Source organism: Streptomyces sp. HSG2, assembly GCF_016598575.1.
Lineage (GTDB): Bacteria > Actinomycetota > Actinomycetes > Streptomycetales > Streptomycetaceae > Streptomyces.
This window is the reverse complement of sequence record NZ_CP066801.1, coordinates 3,773,257-3,793,026: the sequence shown is the minus strand read 5'-3', so window position 1 is coordinate 3,793,026 and position 19,770 is coordinate 3,773,257. Positions and strand designations below refer to the sequence as shown.

16 protein-coding genes are annotated in these 19,770 nt (G+C 74.3%); 13 read left to right on the top strand and 3 right to left on the bottom strand.

Annotation, left to right across the window (positions count from 1 at the left end):
- Positions 1 to 231 precede the first annotated feature (231 nt).
- Positions 232 to 1,506 carry a PucR family transcriptional regulator gene (locus JEK78_RS16350; protein WP_200260015.1) on the bottom strand — a complete coding sequence of 425 codons (1,275 nt, stop codon included), beginning with the start codon at positions 1,504 to 1,506 and terminating at the stop codon, positions 232 to 234.
- A gap of 4 nt (positions 1,507 to 1,510) precedes the next feature.
- Entirely contained in the window at positions 1,511 to 1,663 is a 153-nt protein-coding gene (locus JEK78_RS16345; RefSeq protein WP_200260012.1) for a hypothetical protein, read from the bottom strand.
- 328 nt (positions 1,664 to 1,991) lie between these two features.
- On the opposite strand from JEK78_RS16345, the gene JEK78_RS16340 reads away from it, so the two are divergent.
- The 9 genes from JEK78_RS16340 (at position 1,992) to JEK78_RS16300 (ending at position 13,287) form a co-directional block, all read left to right on the top strand.
- Positions 1,992 to 2,954: a DUF3068 domain-containing protein gene (locus tag JEK78_RS16340; protein WP_200260009.1), complete on the top strand. Its 963-nt coding sequence runs from the start codon at positions 1,992 to 1,994 to the stop codon at positions 2,952 to 2,954.
- A gap of 264 nt (positions 2,955 to 3,218) precedes the next feature.
- The gene (locus JEK78_RS16335; protein ID WP_200260006.1) at positions 3,219 to 4,370 is read left to right on the top strand and encodes a glycosyltransferase family 4 protein; all 1,152 of its coding nucleotides are present in this window, start codon (positions 3,219 to 3,221) and stop codon (positions 4,368 to 4,370) included.
- A complete protein-coding gene (locus JEK78_RS16330) occupies positions 4,367 to 5,107 on the top strand; it encodes a class I SAM-dependent methyltransferase (protein WP_200260003.1) in 741 nt (246 codons plus the stop codon). The genes JEK78_RS16335 and JEK78_RS16330 overlap by 4 nt, the downstream gene beginning before the upstream one ends.
- A complete protein-coding gene (locus JEK78_RS16325; RefSeq protein WP_200260000.1) occupies positions 5,104 to 9,306 on the top strand; it encodes an alpha-(1->3)-arabinofuranosyltransferase family protein in 4,203 nt (1,400 codons plus the stop codon). The genes JEK78_RS16330 and JEK78_RS16325 overlap by 4 nt, the downstream gene beginning before the upstream one ends.
- On the top strand, positions 9,303 to 10,574 hold the full coding sequence (locus JEK78_RS16320) for a condensation protein (protein ID WP_242483103.1): 1,272 nt from the start codon (positions 9,303 to 9,305) through the stop codon (positions 10,572 to 10,574). Before JEK78_RS16325 ends, JEK78_RS16320 begins: the two co-directional genes overlap by 4 nt.
- On the top strand, positions 10,571 to 11,305 hold the full coding sequence (locus JEK78_RS16315) for a class I SAM-dependent methyltransferase (protein WP_200259997.1): 735 nt from the start codon (positions 10,571 to 10,573) through the stop codon (positions 11,303 to 11,305). The genes JEK78_RS16320 and JEK78_RS16315 overlap by 4 nt, the downstream gene beginning before the upstream one ends.
- A 10-nt stretch (positions 11,306 to 11,315) precedes the next feature.
- A complete protein-coding gene (locus JEK78_RS16310) occupies positions 11,316 to 12,227 on the top strand; it encodes a DMT family transporter (RefSeq protein WP_200259994.1) in 912 nt (303 codons plus the stop codon).
- Complete coding sequence (locus tag JEK78_RS16305; protein ID WP_200259991.1) at positions 12,224 to 12,463, top strand: Trm112 family protein; 240 nt, start codon at positions 12,224 to 12,226, stop codon at positions 12,461 to 12,463. The genes JEK78_RS16310 and JEK78_RS16305 overlap by 4 nt, the downstream gene beginning before the upstream one ends.
- Complete coding sequence (locus tag JEK78_RS16300; RefSeq protein WP_242483102.1) at positions 12,460 to 13,287, top strand: FkbM family methyltransferase; 828 nt, start codon at positions 12,460 to 12,462, stop codon at positions 13,285 to 13,287. The genes JEK78_RS16305 and JEK78_RS16300 overlap by 4 nt, the downstream gene beginning before the upstream one ends.
- Here the strand turns inward: JEK78_RS16300 and JEK78_RS16295 are convergent.
- On the bottom strand, positions 13,265 to 14,248 hold the full coding sequence (locus JEK78_RS16295) for an aldo/keto reductase (RefSeq protein WP_200259988.1): 984 nt from the start codon (positions 14,246 to 14,248) through the stop codon (positions 13,265 to 13,267). The two genes, JEK78_RS16300 and JEK78_RS16295, sit on opposite strands and share 23 nt — an antisense overlap.
- A 103-nt stretch (positions 14,249 to 14,351) precedes the next feature.
- Here JEK78_RS16295 and JEK78_RS16290 point away from each other — a divergent pair, with 103 nt between their 5' ends.
- The 4 genes from JEK78_RS16290 to JEK78_RS16275 all read left to right on the top strand — a co-directional run bounded on the left by JEK78_RS16290 (position 14,352) and on the right by JEK78_RS16275 (position 19,324).
- Positions 14,352 to 14,957, top strand: coding sequence for a TetR family transcriptional regulator (locus JEK78_RS16290; protein ID WP_200259986.1), 606 nt, complete (start codon positions 14,352 to 14,354; stop codon positions 14,955 to 14,957).
- Positions 14,958 to 15,066: 109 nt separating this feature from the next.
- Positions 15,067 to 16,527 carry an acyl-CoA synthetase gene (locus JEK78_RS16285; RefSeq protein ID WP_200259983.1) on the top strand — a complete coding sequence of 487 codons (1,461 nt, stop codon included), beginning with the start codon at positions 15,067 to 15,069 and terminating at the stop codon, positions 16,525 to 16,527.
- A gap of 311 nt (positions 16,528 to 16,838) precedes the next feature.
- Entirely contained in the window at positions 16,839 to 17,876 is a 1,038-nt protein-coding gene (locus tag JEK78_RS16280) for a rod shape-determining protein (protein WP_200259980.1), read from the top strand.
- A gap of 41 nt (positions 17,877 to 17,917) precedes the next feature.
- Complete coding sequence (locus JEK78_RS16275; protein ID WP_200259977.1) at positions 17,918 to 19,324, top strand: GAF domain-containing protein; 1,407 nt, start codon at positions 17,918 to 17,920, stop codon at positions 19,322 to 19,324.
- Positions 19,325 to 19,770: the final 446 nt, after the last annotated feature.

Here is a 19,770-nt window from a genome sequence, read left to right as displayed (position 1 = left end):
GAGATCTTTTCGGGGCGTTCCGAATTGATGGAATGCTATCCAGATAAACTGATGAAAAAGTAAAACAGGGGTATGAAGCGGGTCATGTTACCCCCCGCTCATCACCGGGTGATCATTTCCCTCGTGCCGGTCATTCCGCTCCCGTCTCGGCGGAACGCGGCGCTTCTCCACGGCCTCGTCCAGGCCGAGCACGGGCGTCGCGGGCCACGACTCCACGTTCCGGCGAAGCGGTCAGCGCCCGGGGCGTTCGGCGTCCGTCGCGCCGAGTTCGCCGCGCAACCGCTGGGCGCGCAGGACCAATTCCAGCTCGAAGCGACGGTCGGGATCATCGATCTCGCCGCCCCACAGCTCCCGGATCCGCCGCAGTCGATAGCGGACGGTCTGCGGATGGACGCCGAGTCGCGCGGCGACCTCCGGGGCGCCACCGCGCGTCTCCAGCCACGCCAGCAGCGTCTCCGCCAGCCGGCGCGCGTGCGTCGGGCCGCAGTGGGTCAACGGGGCCAGGCAGCGAAGGGACAGGTCGTCGAGAAGTTCCTCCGGCTGGAGCAGGACCAGCGCCTCCGTGTGCTCGGTGCAGTGCAGCACCTCCCCGGACGGCAGCAGTCCGCGCTCCATCAGCCCCACCGCGACCTCGGCCCAGCGGAGCGACTTGGCCGCGTCCCGCAGCGGGACCGGTGGGCCCACGGCGCCGGACCAGCCGGCCAGCGCGCGGTGCAGCAGCTCCGGACGCCCGGCGGCGTACGGATCCGGCACGACCATGCGGGGCCGCTCGTACTCCAGGTCGAGCAGCACGTCCTCGCCGAGGGCGGGGGCGACGGCCTCCCGCGCGGGGCGCAACAGCACCCCCACGGCGACCCGACGCGGCAGCGCCCACCCGACCCCCGCGGCGCGCTCCGCCAGCGCCTCGACACCATCCCCGCGACGTCGGTCGCCCAGCAGCATCTCCATCAACCGACGCCGCAGGCGCAGCCGCTCCCCGGCCTCTCGGGCCGCCGCCTCGGCATAACCGCGGACGGACTGGTCGACCAATCCGTCGAGGTACTCGTATCCCGCGTCCACGAGTTCGTACATGGCCGGCGCCGGGATCTCCACCCGCTGACCGATCTCCGCCAGACGCCGCCACGCCAACCGGACCCCCAGGCGATAGATGGCCTGGAGGGAATCGAGCGAGCGACCGTGCAACCCCTCCCCGCGACCGAACTCCTGGAAGACCTCGGGCGGAACCACCGGGGACTCGACGTCCGAGGCTCGACCGGTCGCGGAACGCTCCAGCAGCGCCACGAAGGACTCGATCGCCCGACGGATGCCGAGCAGGGCCAGCGGTTCACCGGAGGCGTCCAGAGGCAGGTCCAGACGGGGATACTCGCGTCGGATCTCGTCGAGGATCTGCTCGGCGAGCGCGGGCGCCTCGCCCAGGGCGCCCGCCACGAAGCGGCGGACCCGGTCGGGCGGAACCTCCCGCCAGGCCGAGGGCGCGGTCACGACCCCGGGACGGGCGGCGCACACGAGGTCAGCCCGCCTGGTCGGCGTGCTCGTAGGTGATCATGGGGGTGCCGGGTTGCTCGGGGGTGGCCTCCAGCAGGGAGACGACGCCTACGGCCGCGCCCACGGCCAGGGCGGCGGCGCACACGACGGTCAGGGCGGCGGCGAGGATTCGGGGCATGGGTCACCTCTCGGGAAAGGGTCGTCGTACGCGCGGTCGGCCGGACCCGCGCGCGGTGCGCGCCCGGACCTCCGCGGTTGCCCCACCCGGGCACCGGCCCCTCATCGAGGCGCCGGCCGCCGCCGGTCCGGGCCGCGCGCCCGGACCCGAGAAGGGCTCCACCGCGCCGCCCCGCCACCGGACGCGCGACGTGCCCTGCTCGACACCGCCTCGTGAGGGTCAGTGTCGACAAGCATTGACAGCACGTCAAGAGCGGCCTACGGTTCCCGGCCCATAACGATCGCGCACGTTGCCGCCACGTTCTTCCCTCCCTTCCTGGAGCGCCCGGATGCGCCGTACATCCATCCCCTTTTCCCTGCTCGCACTGGGTCTTGGCACCTTTTTTCTGGTACTGGCCCCGCTGCTGGTCTGGTATGTGAAACCGCGTGCCGCGGTGAACCCGATCGACATCGACACCACGGCCGTCTACACCGGGACGGGCAGCGTCCTCGACCTGGAACGGGTGGAGACGGTTCCGGATCAGCGGATCACCATCACCCACCGGGTGCGCGGCGACGTCGCCGAGAGCGAGGCCGGCGGTGCCGCCGTCTGGGACATCACCACCTCCGTCGACACCGACGCGTCCCTGCCGGCCGCCGACCCGCACGACGCGCTGGACTTCACCCCGCACCGCTGGGTGACCGACCGGCGAACCAACCGGCCGGTGCACTGCTGCGGCGAGGAGCCGTACTTCGAGGGCGAGGCCTATCTGAAGTTCCCCTTCGACGTGCGGGAACGGTCCTACGCGTGGTGGGACAACACCCTGGGGTCCACCGTGACCCTCCGCTACGAGGGGCGCGCGGAGATCCGCGGCTACGAGGGGCTGCGCTTCACCGGCACGGTCCCGGCGACCCGGACCGGCACGCGGCTGGTCCCGGGCAGTCTGCTGGACACGCCGGATCGACCGCAGGTGCTGGCCGAGGAGTGGTACGCCAACCACGGCGTGGAACTGGTCGTCGACCAGGCGACCGGCCGGGTCCTCTACGCGCAGACCGGGCCGCGCCGCACGCTGCGGGCCCCGGGTACCGACGAGGACGCCGTGGTCCTGCTGGACAGCCGGAAGGTCGCGTTCACCGAGGGGACCCAGCGGGAGGCGGTCGACCAGGCGCGGGCCGACGGCGCCCTGCTGCGTCTGGTGGGGTGGACCCTGCCGATCTCCGCCACCGCGACCGGACTGGTGCTCGTGCTGATCGCCGGCGTCCTGGCGGCGCGCGGTCGAAACGACCGCCTCCGCCCGCATGGCGCTGATTGATCCCTTTCCCGGGACAGGAAGTGACGCCGCGTCGGCCGAAACAATGCGGAAACTTGTCACATCGGTGAGTAGCCCTCGGTGACGGGCGGGCGAAAACTGTCCACCCCACCCGCGCACACCCGTCCGCCCGTCCTCGCCTCGCCGTCCACCGCCCGCCCTCCGCGAACAGCGCGCCCCGGCCCCACCGCCGCCGCCCGGCCACACCACCACCCGTCACCGCCCTCTCCCCCGTGTGCCCCGCACCCGAGACGAGTTGGAGCTCCCATGCCCCGGCACGTGCCCTCCCCTCCGCGCGCCGCGCCACCCGGCGCGCGGAGGCACCCACCGGCGAGACCGTCGCATCCGCGCCGGATCACCTTCCTCGCCCACCGCGACCTCGACAACCCCGCGGCCGGAGGCTCGGAACTGCTCGTCGACCGTCTCGCCGGCGGGCTGACCGACCTCGGCCACCAGGTCACGCTGATCTGCGGCGGACCCGCCACCCCGCGCGACTACCGGGTGGTCTCGGCGGGCGGCGCCTACGGCCACTTCCTGCGCGCGCGGTCCGTGCTGGCCCGCCAGGTGGGAGAGACCGACCTGTTGGTGGAGGTGTGCAACGGCATGCCCTACCTGGCGTCGTTGTGGCACCGCGGTCCCACGCTGTGCCTGGTCAACCACGTCCACACCGACCTGTGGCGGATGCGGTTCCGCGGCCCGCTGGCACCGGCGGCGCGGCTCGGCCGACGTCTGGAGCACTGGGCGCTGTCCGGCGACCGCCGCCCCGGGATGCTCGTCGCCGTCTCGCCCTCCACGGAGCACGAGTTGCGCGCCCTCGGCGTCGAGCGGGACCGCATCCGGGTGGTGCACAACGGTGTCGAGGAGCCGGGGCCGCACACCGGCCGTTCCACCGAACCCCTCTTCGTGGCGGTGGGACGCCTCGTCGAGTACAAGCGCGTCGACCTGCTGCTGCGACTGTGGGAGCGGGTCCGTCCGGTCACCGGGGGCCGCCTGGTAGTCGTCGGCGACGGCCCCGAGCGGCAGCGCCTGGAACGGCTCGCCGGCCCCGGGGTGACCTTCGCCGGCCACGTCGACGAGGCGGAGAAGCACCGACTGCTCTGCGCCGCCTGGCTCCTGCTCCACCCCTCGGCCGTGGAGGGTTGGGGCCTGGTGGTGACGGAGGCGGCGGCCCGCTCCACCCCGACCGTCGCCTTCGACGTCCCCGGGCTGCGGGACTCGGTGGCCGACGGCGAGACGGGCGTCCTCGCGCGGGGCGAATCCTCGTTCGCCGCCGCCTGGTGCGCGCTGGCCCTGTCCGAGCGACGCCGGGAGCGGATGGGCCGGGCCGCCCGGGAGCGGGCCGCCTCCTTCCGCTGGCATCGCACGGTCGGGCAGTTCCGCGCCGTCGCGGCGGAGGCGGTGAGGGGCTTCACCCCATGAGCGCCAGCGGCCTCCGTGATCCGTCGATACGCCGGTCCCTCGCCCTGTTCCGTGCCTTCCGTCACGAGCGGGACGATCCCGCCGGCTGCTACGACCTGCTCGCCCGGGACTCCGCCGACCAGCTCGAACGGTACGGCGGACCGCTGGCCGGTCGCACCGTGGCCGACGTCGGCGGCGGCGCCGGCCACTTCACCACCGAGTTCCGACGGCGAGGAGCGCGGGCGTTCCTCCTCGAACCGGACCGGCGAGAACTGGGCGAGCGTCCTCCCCCGGGGACGGTCGTCGCCGACGGCTACCTGCTACCCCTGCCCGACGGCGCCGCCGACGTGACCTTCTCCTCCAACGTCCTGGAACACGTGGCCGATCCCGGCACCTTCCTCAGCGAACTGGTCCGCGTCACACGGCCCGGCGGGCTGATCTACGTCGCCTTCACCAACTGGCTGTCGCCGTGGGGCGGGCACGAGTGGGCACCCTGGCACTACCTCGGGGCGGACCGCGCCCGCGCCCGCTACGGACGTCGGACCGGCCAGGAGGCCAAACACCGTCTGGGCGAGAACCTCTTCCCGGTCCACGTCGGCACCACCCTGCGGCAGGTGCGCTCCCTGCGCGGCGTCCACGTCGTCTCCGCGCGCAGCCGCTACTGGCCGTTCCTCGCCGAGGCCGTCGTCAAGGTCCCCGGCCTCCGCGAGTTCGCCACCTGGAACCTCCTCCTCATCCTCCGGCGGGAATCCCTATGACGACCACAGTCCAGACTCCGCCTCCGGCGGCGACGTCCCCCGGCACGGACACGGCCGGGCCCCCGGACCGCCCGCGTTCCAGGCGTTGGCTGTGGGGTTTCTGGGTCGTCGTGTTCGCCCTCTTCGTGGCGGCCGGTCCGGGGCGGCAGACGTTCGACACCAAGTTGGGCGTGACGGTCGACCCGGGCCGCTTCCTCGGTGACCTGGGGACGCTGTGGCACGGTCAGAGCGGCTTCGGCGGCCTCCAGGACCAGTACATCGGGTACCTGTGGCCGATGCTCCCGTTCTACTGGCTGGCCGACCTGGCGCGGGTGCCGGTCTGGCTGGCCGAACGCCTGTGGCTGTCCCTGATCGTGACCGCCGCCTTCTGGGGGGCGTCACGGCTCGCGGAGCGGCTGCGGATCGGCGACTCGACGACCCGGCTGCTCGGCGCGGCGGTGTACGCGCTGTGGCCGCTGTTCACCATCGTCGTCGGCTCCACCTCCGCCGCCGCCCTCCCCGGCGCGTTGCTCCCCTGGGTGTTGCTGCCGCTGGCCGACACCCGGTACGCCCCCCGCGTCGCGGCCCTGCGCTCGGCACTGCTGGTCCCCTTCATGGGAGGGGTGAACGCCGCCTCCACACTCGCCTCGCTGCTCCCGGTGGGGCTCTACCTGCTCACCCGGCCGCCCGGACCCCGGAAGCGGCGACTGCTGGCCTGGTGGGTGCCGGCGGTCGCGGTGGTCACCGCCTGGTGGTGGATTCCCCTGCTGCTGCTCGGCGTGTACGGGGAGAACTTCCTCCCCTTCATCGAGAACGCCGAGACGACGACCTCCACCATGTCGGCGGCGGAGGCGCTGCGCGGCGCCGGGAACTGGGTCGCCTACCTGCACTTCGACGAGGCCTGGCTGCCCGCCGGGTGGACGGTGGTCTCCTCGGTGCTCGTGGTCGTCGGCTCGTCGCTGGCCGCCGCGATCGGCCTCGCCGGCCTCGCCCGCCGGGATCTGCCGGAACGGCGTTGGCTGGTCCTGACGGTGCTGGTGGCGGCGCTGGTGCTGCTGGCCGGGTACGGCGGGGCGTTCGGCGCGCCCTTCCACGCGACGGTGCGGGACTGGCTGGACGGCCCGCTCGCCCCCTTCCGCAACATCTACAAGTTCCAGACCGGACCGGCGCTGGCCCTGTCCCTGGGACTGGCCCACCTGGTGTCCGTGGCGGCGGCGGCCCGGAGCGCCCGGACCCGCGTCCCCAGGGCCCGCGGGGTCCTCCCGGCGCTGGCGGCCGTGCTGGTACTGCCGGGCCTGCTGTGGCCCTACCTCAACGGCTCCATTCTGAGCCCCGGTTCCTTCCGCGAGCTGCCCGACCACTGGCGGACGACGGCCGAGTGGCTGGCGGAGAACGCCCCGGACTCCCGCGCCCTGGTCGTCCCGGCCACCGCGCACGGCCTCTACACCTGGGGCTCCCCCATCGACCAGCCGCTCGACGTCCTCGCCGAGTCCCGTTGGGCGCAGCGTGACTACGTGCCCTTCGGCACCCCCGGAAACCGCCGGGCGATGGACGCCGTCGAACAGGCCCTGATGACCGGCGGGGCCGTGCCCGGCCTGGCCGACTACCTGGGCCGCGCCGGAATCCACCACGTCGTCGTCCGCAACGACCTGGACCCCGACCGGATCGGGCACGTGCCGACGACCACCGTCGTCCGGGCTCTCGAACAGTCCGGCTACGAGCGGGTGACCGGGATCGGCCCGGCCACCACCCTGGGCGTCATCGCCGACGACACCCCTCTCCAGGTCGAGGGGCTGTTCCCGAGCCGGCGGGCGGTGGAGATCTACCGCCCCGCGGACCCGGAGGTGCCGCTCCCGGGCAGGGCCGGCCTGACTCCCGTCGCCGACACGGCGGTGGTCTCCGGCGGCCCGGAGGCACTGCTCCCGCTCGCCGGCGAGCTGCGCGGCCGGCCCACCGTCCTGACCGGGGACGCCCATCCCGGGGTCGACACCCCGGCGGCGCGGATCACCGGTGACGGGCTGCGGCGCGCCGACACCCGCTTCGGTCTGGTCAACGCGAACACGTCCTACACGTACACCCGCGGCGAGCGCAACGCGCCCGACGCGACTCAGGACCCCGGCGAGTCGCCCCATCAGATCCTGCCGGTCGAGGGGGTGGACCATCAGACGGTGGCGGAGCTGCGCGGCGCCCGCTCGGTCACCGCGTCCTCCTACGGCAACTGGCTGTTCCACCTGCCGCAGTACGACCCGGTGCACGCCTTCGACGGGAACCCCGGGACGGCCTGGGCGGAGGGGTCACCCGACTCGCCCGCCGGACAGTGGCTGCGGATCGCCTTCGACGGCTCGTACGACATGCCCGCCTCGCTGGACGTCACGCCACTTCCCCAGGACGGTGTGCGGGCGGCACCCACGCGGGTCCGCGTCGACACCGAGCAGGGCTCCCGCAGCAGCTTCCTACGGGCCGACGGCACCACCCAGGAGGTCCGGGCCCCCGAGGGGGCCACCGGCTGGATGCGGCTGACGATCGTGGAGTCCACCGCCCGCGAGCCCGGTCTGACGGGCGCGGGCTTCACCGAGATCGCCCTGCCCGACGTCCAGGTCACGCGGCTGCTGCGGCTGCCCACCGACGCCACCGGGCCGGAGAGCCCCAACGAGGTCGTCTCGCTGCACCGGGCCGCCGACCCGACGGGGCTGTCGCCGGTCGGCACCGAGACCGGCCTGCACCGCCGCTTCGACACGACGACCGAGGGCACCTTCACACTCAAGGCGCACGCGGTCGCCGTGCCCGGGGCCGAACTGGACCGACTGCTGTACGAGGTGGCGCCGGACCAGCCCGCCAGGATCACCGCCACCGCCGACTCCACCGCCCGGCTCGGCCCCGGGCTGGACGCCCGCAACCTCACCGACGGCGACCTGACCACGGCGTGGATCGCCGGCGACCGACCGACCCTCCGGCTGAGTTGGGAGGGCAAGGTACCGGTGGGCGAACTCGTGCTGGTCGCGGCGGGCGGCCTGACCACCCGGCCCACCGAGGTGGAGATCGGCTCCCCGGACGGCGCGGCCGTCGCCTCGGTGGACCCCAACGGTCGCGTCGTCTTCGGGCCCCTGACCACCGACCGGCTCGACGTCACGATCACCGGGACGGCGCCGCTGACCCTGCACAACCCCGTCGCCGACGAGCGACTCCAGCTCCCGGTGGGCCTTGCCGAGGCGCACCTGCCCGCTCTGGAGGCCTACCGCACGCCGCCCGCCGATCCCGACCGGGAGTTCACCCTGCCCTGCGGCAGCGGCCCCGACCTCGCCCTGGACGGCGGGCTTTACCAGACCGGGTTGCGCGGTACCGTCGCCGACCTGACCGAGCGACGGCCGGTGGAGGTGACCCTGTGCCAGGATGGCCGGCCGGACGCGGAAGTGCGGCTGCCGGCCGGGGAACACCGGCTGGAGGGCGGTGACGCCGGGCCGTTGGCGCTGACCGAGCTGACCCTGACCCGGGGCGCGCTCTCCCCCACCGCGGTCGACCGCTCCGCCGAGGTGGGCGACTGGTCCGGCGACCGACGCGAAGTCCGGGTGAACGCCGGAGCGGCCGCGTACCTGACCACCTACGAGAACGTCAACGAAGGCTGGAAGGCCACCCTGGACGGCCGGGAGCTGACCCCGGTCCGCCTGGACGGCTGGCAGCAGGGCTGGCTCGTGCCCGAGGGCGCCGGCGGCACGATCACGCTCACCTACGAGCCCGCCGTCGTCTACCACGCGGGGCTGGCCGGCTCCGCCGCCGGGATCGTCGCGGTGCTGGGCCTGGCCCTGTGGCGACGCCGGGAGCCCTCGGCGCGGTCCCCGCTCTCGGCGCCGGCACCGCCCGGACTTTGGCTCGGCGCGGTGGCGGCGACCGCCGTGGGCGTGGTGATCGCCGGGTGGTGGGCGTTGCTCGTGCCGGTCCTCGCGGTGGCGGCGAGGTGGCGCCCGACCATCCTGGCACCCCTCGCCTTCGTCGCCATGGCCGGAGCCGGCCTCGCCGCCGCCTTCGGCGCCGGGCAGCCGCCGGACACGGGCGCGGGGCCCTTCGGGCACACCGCCCAGTTCCTCGCGCTCGTCGCCCTGTTCGCGGCCGTCGCGGGCCTGGGCGGCGCCGCGGAGCCCGCCTCGGACGACGAGGCGGACGGGGGCGCGCCGGACCGACCGGTGGAGAGTCCGGCCGCGGACGCGGGGGGTGGACGATCGTGAGCACCGCGCCGACGCGGGTCCCGTTCCCGGTGGTCGACGAGATCAGCCGCCACTGCCACCACCGGCGGGAGCCCGAGACGATCCACATCGAGATCCGTCTGCCGGGACCGCTGGACCCGGCACGGCTCCGCGAGGCCTTCGCGGGCGCGCTCGAACGCCACCCTCGGGCCCTGATGCGGGAGGCCGAGGGGCCCTGGTTCCGGCGCCGCTACGAGTGGGAGCTGACGGACACCGCCGACGTCGACGTCGTCCGCGTGGCCCCACCCGGTCCTGACGCCCTCGGGGACGCCCGCGCCCGCGCCCTCGCCCGGGTGCCGCCGCTGTCGGCCGCGCCACCGATCAGGCTGGAGGTGGTGGCGGGCGAGGCGGGAACGGTGCTCCTGCTCGGCATCAACCACACCGCCCTGGACGGCCCCGCCTGCCTGCGGCTGCTCGCCACCACCGCCGAGCTGTACGGCGGGCGGGACAACACCCCCGCGGCGCACCCGGTCCGCGCCGTCGCGCAGAGCCCCCCGGTCGTGCGGGATCTCGCGACCCCCGCGCCCTGGTCCCGGCCGGCCCGCGTGGCCCCGGGCGCCCCCGGGGCGGCCCCCGGCGACGGTGTCCTGGTCGCCGAACTGGCCCTCCCGGGCCGACCGGCGGGGGCCGGATACACCGTGAACGACCAGTTGATGGTGGCCACGGCCCTGACGGTGGCCCAGTGGAACCGGGAACACGGCGCCCGCCCCCGCCCGCTGCGCATCACCATGCCGGTGGACGACCGTCCCCGGGACTCCGGGATGCCCATCGGCAACGGCACCCGTCTCGTCGACGTTCCCTTCACCGTGGCCGAGTTGAGGTTCCCGACCCTCCCGGACCTGCTGCGACGCACGGCCGCCCGAACCCGCGACCTCAAGGCGCGTCCCCGCCCCCAACTCGGTCGCGGCGCGGCGCTGCTGACCACCCCGTGGGCCCCGGTGGCCTGCCGCGCGGTCGTCACCCGTGCCGTGCGCCGAGCCTGTGGTCCGTGGACCTCCACCACCCTCCTGAGCAACATCGGCCGAGTCCCCTACCCCTTGGACTTCGGGGAGGAGGCCGGGCGGGCCCGCGCGGTCTGGCTGTCGGCGCCGGCCCGCGCCCCACGCGGTCTGACGTTCACCACCGCCTCCACCGGGGGCCTCCTGCACCTGTCGGTGCGCTGGTCGCGCAGTGTCCTCGGCGACGAGGACGGCGCCCGCGTGGGCGACCTCTTCGCCCACCACCTCGCCGCCACGGAGGCCGCCTCGTGACCGCGGCGTCCTCGCCCCGAACGGAGCTGCGCGACTTCTACGAGAACCCCACCGTGCCGGTCGCCTCCGGCACGCCCCGCAGTCGCCTCCAGGCCGCCCAACTGGCCAGGGCTCTCCGGGGCGCGAAACGGCCGGCCACCGTCCTCGACATCGGCTGTGGCGACGGCACGGCCGCCGCGCACGCCCTTGCCCACCTCGCCGGGCACCGCCTGATCGGCGTGGACTGGTCCCAGGACGCCCTGCGACGCGCACGCACCCGGCTGCCGTACGTGGTGCGGGGCGAACTGGGCCCGGGCGGAATGCCGTTCGCCACCGGTTCCGCCGACGCGGTCCTGTTCGGCGAGGTGCTGGAACACCTGGTGGACCCCGACGCGACGCTCGACGAGATCCGCCGCGTCCTGCGTCCGGGCGGTCACCTGCTGCTGTCCACTCCGAACCTCGCCGCCTGGTACAACCGGGTGCTGCTGGCCGCCGGTGTGCAGCCGGTGTTCTCCGAGGTCAGCCTGCGGGCCGTGCACGGCCGTCCCGGGTCCGAGGTCGTCGGGCACCTGCGCCTGTACACCGCGCGCGCGCTGCGGGAGTTCGTCGCGGCGGCCGGCTTCCACGTCGTGGGCCTCTCGGGCGCGCCCTTCCACGGGGTGCCGCGTCCGCTGCGCCCGCTGGACCGACTCGTCTCGACGACACGCGCGCCGATGGCGTCGATCCTCCTGCTGCACGCCCGCCGGGCCTAGGGCGGCCGGGATGTGGTGGGGAGTGGCCGCCGCCCTGTCGGCGAACGTCCTCTACAGCACGGGTTTCGTGCTGGAGAAGCGGGCGCTGTCCGCGATGCCCCGGGTGAGCGTCCGCCGGCCCGGCCGGCTTCTGCGGCTGGTGTTGGGCAGTCCGCTGTGGATCTGCGGGGCCCTGTCGCTGGCCGCGGGCTTCGCCGCCCAACTGGTGGTCTACCGCACCCTGCCGATGGCCGCCGCGCAGGGGCTGTTCGTCTCCGGGCTGGTGCTGTTGGTGTTGCTGTCCGCGCGACTGCTCGGCGAGCGCACCACTCGTCGGGAGCGGTGGGCGCTGGCGGCGATCCTGGGCGCGTTGCTGATGGTGGTGTTGTCCCTGGACCGAGGCGGGGAGACCGTGGGCGCGGGTGCTTCGTACCCGCTGGTGCTCGTGGTGTGCGGGCCCTGCCTGTCGGTCGCGGTGGCGCTGTACGTCGTGGCCGAGCGGCGGAGCAGGCGCGGGCCGCCCTCGGGTGTCGTCTACGGCGTGGCCGTGGGTCTGGTGTACGGCGTCAGCTCCCTGGCGATCAAGGGGCTCTCCGGGCATCAGCCGACCGACGGGGGCTGGGGGGCGGTGGTCCCGGTCGTTCTGCGGTCTCCCTATCCGTACCTCCTGCTCGTCACCGGGGCACTGGGCCTGGTGATGTCCCAGGCCGCACTGCAACGTTGCCGCGCCTCCCTGATCGTGCCGGTGTGCACGACCGTGTCCTGCCTCTACGCGGCGGTGGTCGGCACGCTCGCCTTCGGCGAGGCGCTGCCGGAGGATCCGGCCCTTCTCGCCCTGCGTCTGGGCGGCACGCTGCTCGGGCTCGTCGTGCTGCTGACCCTGCCCGCACCGGGGCCCGATTCCGGGGCCCCCGTCACCGCCAAGGAGCTGACCTCGCGTTGAACGCCGACGACCCCCTGTTGAAGATCCTGGTCTGCCCGCTGGACAAGGGCCCGCTGCGCCTGCTCCCCGCCGACGAGGGTGTCGCGGAGGGCGCCCGCGAGGGCGAGGCGCTCTACAACCCCCGGCTGCGACTGCGGTATCCGGTGCTCGACGGGATACCGCAGCTCCTGCCGACCTGCGGGGAGCGAGTCGGCGACGACGAACACGAGGAACTGCTGCGCCGGGCCGGCTCGTGAGCGACGGGACCGCTCCGCGGCGCACGCCGGCGGCCCGGCTGGCCCCGTTCCTGCCCCGGCGGTGGGTGGCGGCCGCGGCCAGGGCCGTGTATCCCCGCTGCGAACCGGAGCTGGCCCGCCTGCCGGAGCTGTGCCCGCCCGGCTCGGGTACCGCCGTCGACGTGGGGGCCTGGTACGGACCCTGGACGCATCGGCTGGCCCGGCTCGCGGAACGGGTGGTGACCGTCGAGCCGGTCCCCCACCTGGCCCGCCTGTTGGCCTCCGGGGCGCCGGCCAACGTCCGCGTGGTCCACGCCGCCGCGTCCGACCGGCCCGGTCCGGCCCGGCTGTGGCTGCCGCCCGGGGACCGCGGCGACCGCGGCGTCTCCTCGCTGGTCCGGCGCGACCTGCACACCCGCGCGCTCGCCGTCCGGTGCGTGGCCCTGGACGACCTGGGCCTCGTCGACGTGGCCTTCGTCAAGGTCGACGTGGACGGCGGCGAACGCGCGGTCCTGCGGGGGGCCTCGGGGCTGCTCGCCCGCGACCGGCCCGCGCTCCTCGTCGAACTGGAGGCCCGGATTCAGCCGATCGACATCGTGGTGGACGACCTGGCGGGACTCGGGTACTCGGGCTGGGTCCTCCCCGGGAGCACCTGGGTGCCGTTGGCGTCCTTCCCACTTGAGTCCCACCAGGCGGCCACGTCCTGGGTGACCGAGCGGGGTCTGCTCCCACGGGTCCTTCCCTTCGGCTCGGGCCCCCGGTACGTCAACTCCGTCCTCTTCCTGCCGGACGGGCGGCGTCCGGGGGACGCGCGGGCCGGGGTCAGCCGTTCAGCATGTCCATGAAGGCGGGCGAGTAGCGGTCGCCGGAGGCGACTCCGCGCGGCGCCACGGCCTCGATGGCGGCGAGGTCCTCGTCGGAGAAGGCGATCTCCGACGCCGCGACGTTCTCCTCCAGGTAGCGGCGGCGCTTGGTGCCGGGGATCGGGACCGCGCCCTGGTGCGACACCCAGGCCAGGGCCAGCTGGGACGGGCTGACGGACTTCTCCCCGGCCAGTCGGCGGACCTCCTCGACCACGGCGAGGTTGCGGGTGAAGTTCTCCCCCTGGAAGCGGGGGTCGGTGCGGCGGTAGTCGTCCTCGGCGAAGTCCGCGGTGGAGGTGATCGCCCCGGACAGGAAGCCCCGGCCGAGCGGCGAGTAGGCGACGAGGCCGATGCCGAGTTCGCGGAGCGTGTCCCGCACGCCGTCGCTCTCCAGACCGCGCTCGAAGAGGGAGTACTCGGTCTGCACGGCGGTCAGCGGATGCGTGGCGTGGGCGCGGCGGATGGTGGCGGCGGCGGCCTCGCTGAGGCCGATGTAGCCGACCTTGCCCGCGGCGACGAGCTCCGCCATGGCCCCGACGCTCTCCTCGACGGGAACCTTCGGGTCGATCCGGTGCAGGTAGTACAGGTCGATCCGGTCCGTGCCGAGGTGTCGGAGCGAGCGGTCGGCTGCCCGGCGGATGTACTCGGGGCTGCCGTTGAGCCCGACCGGAGTGCCGTCGTCGAGGAACTCCAGGCCGGTCTTGGTGGCGATGACCACGCTGTCCCGACGACCGGCGACCGCCCTGCCGACCAGTTGCTCGTTGACGAAGGGCCCGTACCCCTCGGCGGTGTCGAGCATGGTCACCCCGAGCTCCAACGCCCGGTCGATGGTCGCGAGCGCCTCGGTCTCGTCGATCGCGCCGTAGAAGGCGCTCATGCCCATGCAGCCCAGACCCTCGGCTCCGACCACCAGGCCCTGCGACCCCAGTGCGCGCTGTTCCATGCCGTGCTCCGCTCCCAGAAGGTAACTAACTCGTTAGGTGCATCGTGCCCCCACCCTGGCAGACTTGTCAATAACCGGATAGTTACTAGGTAGGATGTTCACCATGGCACGGGATTCCAGCGCGACGAAGGCACGCCTCCTCGACGCGGCCTTCGACGAGTTCGCCGAGCACGGGATCGCCGGCGCCCGCGTCGACCGCATCGCCGAGGCCGCCGGAGCCAACAAGCGCCTCATCTACGTGTACTTCGGCAACAAGGAGCAGCTCTTCGACCTGATCCTGCGCCGCGCCATGGAACTCGGCGCGGAGGCCGTCGGCTTCGACGCCACCGACCTCCCCGGATACGCGGGGGCGCTGTTCGACCACCTGACCGAGCGCCCCGCGCTGATGCGACTGGTCGCCTGGAAGCAGCTGGAGCGACCCGGCGTCACCGCCGCCGAGGCCGCCGCGTACCGGCGCAAGGCCGCGCTGGTGGCGGAGGAGCAACGGGCGGGCAGGATCGCCGCCGACATCGACCCCGTCGACGTCCTCACGCTCGTCCTGTCCCTCGCCCAGTCCTGGTTCGGCGCCCCGGGCGGCCCGGCAGCCGACGCCGACGGCACGGCGTGGTCCGCCGAACGACACGCGCGGTACCGCGCCACCGTCGTCGCCGCGACCGGCCGACTGCTGGCCGACGCCCCCGGTGCGGCGCTCCGAGCGGCTGGGGGCTGAGGCGCCCGGCCCGCCCGCCGACGTCGGGCACGCCCCCCCTGGGCCCGCCACCCCGGGACGGTGTAGGAACGGGGGTGTCCCGTGTCCGCCGACAACGCGAGGAGGCCGTGTGCCCTCCCTCTTTCCCGCCCTGACGGGCGACCGTTCCGACGAGCGGATCGCGCTGCGCTTCGGCGAGCGGTCCCTGACGTACGCGCGGCTCGGCGCGGCGGCCGACGCCGTCGCCGAGCGGGTGCGCGGTGCCGGCCGGGTCGCCGTGTGGGCGACGCCGACGCCGGAGACCGCCGTCGCGGTCGTCGGCGCGCTGTTCGCCGGGGTGGCCGTGGTGCCGCTCAACCCCCGCTCGGGAGAGCGGGAGTCGCGTCACGTACTGGAGGACAGCGCGCCCTCGCTCCTGCTGGCCGCCCCGGGGGAAGCGCTCCCCGCGCCGGCGGCCGGCCTGCCCCGCGCCGACGTCGACGTACGGGCCACGGGTCCGCGGTCCACCGACTTCGCCGATTCCGCCCTCCGTGACACCGATCCCGCGCTGATCGTCTACACCTCCGGCACCACAGGACCGCCCAAGGGCGCCGTCATCCCGCGCCGGGCCGTGGCCGCCACGCTCGACGCCCTGGCCGACGCCTGGTGCTGGACCGCCGACGACGTCCTGGTGCACGGGCTGCCCCTGTTCCACGTCCACGGCCTGGTCCTCGGCGTCCTGGGACCGCTGCGGCGCGGCGGCACGGTACGCCACCTGGCCCCCTTCGGCACCGAGGGCGTCGCCCGTGAACTGAGCTCCGGCGCCACCATGTTGTTCGGCGTGCCCACCATGTACCACCGGATCGCCGAGGCGCTCCCGGACGACCCGGGACTGGTGAGCGCGCTCGCCGGGGCCCGGCTGCTGGTCTCGGGATCGGCGGCCCTCCCGGAGCGGGACCACCGGCGGATCGTCGAGGCCACCGGCAGGGGCGTCGTCGAGCGGTACGGGATGACGGAGACGCTGATGAACACCAGCGTGCGGGCCGACGGAGTGCCGGCGCCGGGGACGGTGGGCCCGCCGCTGCCGGGGGTGGAGCTTCGGCGGGTCGCGGAGGACGGCACCCCCTTCGGCCGCGAGGACGACGGGACCGTCGGGGAGATCCAGGTCCGCGGACCGAACCTGTTCACCGGCTACCTGAACCGACCCGACGCCACCGCGGCGGCCTTCACCTCGGACGGGTGGTTCCGCACCGGCGACATGGCGGTGCGCGAGCCGGACGGCGCCGTCCGGCTCGTCGGCCGCCAGACCACCGACCTCATCAAGAGCGCGGGCTACAAGATCGGCGCGGGGGAGATCGAGAACGTCCTGTTGGAGCACCCCGGGGTACGGGAGGTGGCCGTCACCGGGGAGCCCGACCCCGATCTCGGGGAACGGATCGTGGCCTGGGTGGTGCCGGCGGCGGCTCAGGAGCCGCCGTCGACGGAGGAACTCGGCGAGCACGTCGCGAAACGCCTCGCCCCGCACAAACGCCCCCGCGAGGTCCGCCACCTGGGGTCCCTGCCCCGCAACGACATGGGCAAGGTCCTGAAGCGTGCGCTGCGCACCCCGTGACGGCCGCCCGGCCTCACTCGTGATCGCTCCTTGACGCGGCGGCGCGCGCCATGACCCGCGGCCGTGAGGGCCGGCGGTCGGCGCGGGGCACCGGGCGCCCCTGACGGTGGCTGCCCCGCCCGCCGCCGGGACGGCGCCCGGCCGTCCGCCGTCCCGGCGGCGGACCGGGAGCGGCCCCGAAGACCCCCGCCCGTTCGGCGGCCCCCCTCACGGCCCCCCTCGGGGGGCGCCGAGCCGGGCCTTCCCGCACCATGCGAGGGAGGCCGGCCGTCCGACCGGCCTCACGGTCCGTGCGCTCGGGAGGGTCCGTCATGACCGCCAGTCTGGAGCATCTGCGTCGCTGCCACTTCGCCGTCGATCTCGGCGCGGCGCGGACCCGGGTGTACGTCAAGGGTGCGGGCCTCGTCGTCGACCAGCCGTCGGCCGCCGCCGTCAACACCCGGACCGGCGCGCTGATCGCGGTCGGCGAACTCGCCGAGAAGATGACCGGTCGCACCCCCGGATACATCCGTGTCGTCCGACCGGTGTGCGGCGGCACGGTCGTGGACATCGAGATGGCCCAGCGGATGCTGCGCCACCTGCTGGGCGACAAGACCCGCCGCGCTCTGCGCCGCAGGCCTCGCCTGCGCGCCGCGGCCTGCACCCCGCACGACGCCGACCCACTCGCACGACGCGCGGCCGTCGAGACGCTGGTGGGGCTCGGGGCGCGCCGGGTCGAACTCGTGGACACGCTGATCGCCGCCGCCGTCGGCTGCGGGCTTCCGGTGGAACGCCCCGAAGCAAGCATGATCATGGTGTGCGGTGCGCACGCCACCCAGGTGGCGGTGTTGTCGCTGGGTTCGATCGTCACGGCGGCGCGGCTTCCGGTCGGTGGCGAGGCCGTGGACCACGCGATCGTTCAGCTCCTGCGTCACCGACACGAGTTGGTCCTGCCCAGCCAGTCCGTCCGCCCGTTGCAACTGGCCCTGTCCGGGAACGGGCTCACCCCGCACGGACCCGCCTCCACCGAGATCCACGGCCGGGACGTCGCCACCGGGCTGGCGCGGAGCGTGCGGGTGGACACGGCCGCCGTCCGGGAGGCGATCCAGACGCCGTTGACGGGAGTCCTCGACGGGATCGGCAAGGTCCTGCGTGACTGCCCGCCAGACCTGGTCGCCGACCTGGCGGAACGGGGGATCACGATGGTCGGCGGCAGCGCGCTGCTGCCCGGCTTCGACCAGATGCTGCGCCAGGCCACCGGCATGCCGGTCCACATCGCCGACCGTCCCGACGTCTGCGCGGTCGAGGGGTTGGGCGCGATGGTCGAGGGCCGGGTGGAACCCCTGGCGCCGACCCCGACCGCGGCCTGACCCCGCCGGTGTGCCCCTCCGGTACGGACGGCGACCCGCCCGTGCACGAGTCACGGCTGAGGCCGCTCCTGGAGGCGGTGCTGGCCATCGGGAGCGGGCTGGACCTGCAGGCCACACTGCGCCGACTGGTGGAGAGCGCCGCCGAACTGACGGGCGCGGCGAACGCGGTGCTCCTCGTTCCCGGCCCCGGGCCGCGGGACCCGCCCCGGGTGAGGGCGACGACCGGCCCGACCGCTCCTCCGGCGGCGGACCCTCGGGCGCTGGCGGTCCCGGTCCCGGTGGGAGACGAGGAGTTCGGCGAGCTGCGGCTGACCAGGCGGCGCGCGGCCGGGCCGTTCACGGCCGAGGACGAACGCGTCGCCGGTCTGCTGGCCGCCCAGGCGGGCATCGCGATCGGCAACGCCCGGCTGTACGAGACGGCGCAGCAGCGGGAGCGGTGGATCGAGGGCGTGGCGGCGGTGACCACTGCGTTGCTCGACGACCGTCCGGCGGACGACGCGTTGTCGACCGTCGCCGAGCGGGCCCGGCAGTTGGCCGGGGCCGCGGCGGGGGTGGTGCTGCAACCCACCGCGGAGGGCGGCATGGCGATCGTGGCCGCCTCGGCCCCGGAGGATCCGGGCGGGCTCGTCGGCGCGACGATCGCGCCCGGCAGCCCGGTCCTCGAACAACTCTTCTCCGGCGAACCGGTCTTCGTGGAGGACTCGGCCACCGACCCGCGGATGACCACCGAGGTCCGACATCGGTTCGGGCCGAGCATGATGCTGCCGCTGCGGGCGGAGGGGCGGCTGATCGGCACCCTCGCCCTGCCCCGACGGCGGGGCGACCGTCCCTACACGGACGTGGAGCGATCCCTGGCCACGCGGTTCGCCGCGCACGCCGCCCTGGCCTTGGTCCTGGCCGAGGCCCGGCGCGGTCGAAGCAGCCTGGCGGTCTACGAGGACCGCGAGCGCATCGCCCGTGATCTGCACGACCTGGTGGTGCAGCGCCTCTTCGCCACCGGCCTGATGCTGGAGTCCGCCCAGCGACGGCCGGACACCGAGGAGGGCGTGCGCGAGACGCTGAGCCGGGCGATGGAGGACCTGCGGGGTACGGTCCAGGAGGTCCGCACGACCATCATGTCCCTCCAGCAGGACCCGGATCGCCGGTACGCCGGACTGCGCAGCAGGGTGTTGGGGGAGACGACGGAGGTGGCGGCCCGGCTGGGTTTCCCGCCCTCCGTCCATTTCACCGGCGCTGTCGACAGCCGGGTTTCCGATCAGGTGGCCGAGGCGCTCATGGCCGAATTGCGACGTCTTCTCGGCGCCGCGAGCCGCCGCGCCGGCGTGACCCGGATCGACGTGGTCGTCGACGTGACCGCGCCCCTCCCGAACGGCCCGGCCGGGGTGCGGCTGACCGTCTCCGACGATTCCGGGCGCGGGACCAGCGCCACTTGGCGGTCGTCGCTCTGACGCCCGGCACCCCGGCTCGGCGGCACGGTGTCCGGCCGGGGTGACCCCGGCACATCACATTCGAAGAAATCCGGCCACGCGCGGTCCGCGCAGCGTCGCCGACTCGAACATCGATATGAAGACACATCACCCCCTGTGACGCGATTCGCCGGACTTCGTTGGGCAGATCGTGATAAAGGACACGCGCTCGCCGGGTCCCCACCCGGCGACATCACCCCCGCCGCCTCCCCCCACGTCGACCCCAGCGGTCCCCCCGAGCACGTCGGACCCCGGGCGCGACACCCCGGAGCGCGGGGCCCCACGCCGTCCGAAGGACGTACCGGTCGGGAGCGGATCGCACGGCGGACCTCCCGCCGACCGCTCCGGGCCGCAGACGGCCGACATGGCGCGTGACGAGGTAGCCCCGGGTCCTCGACCCGTCAAGCCCCGTACCGGACCGGTGCGGG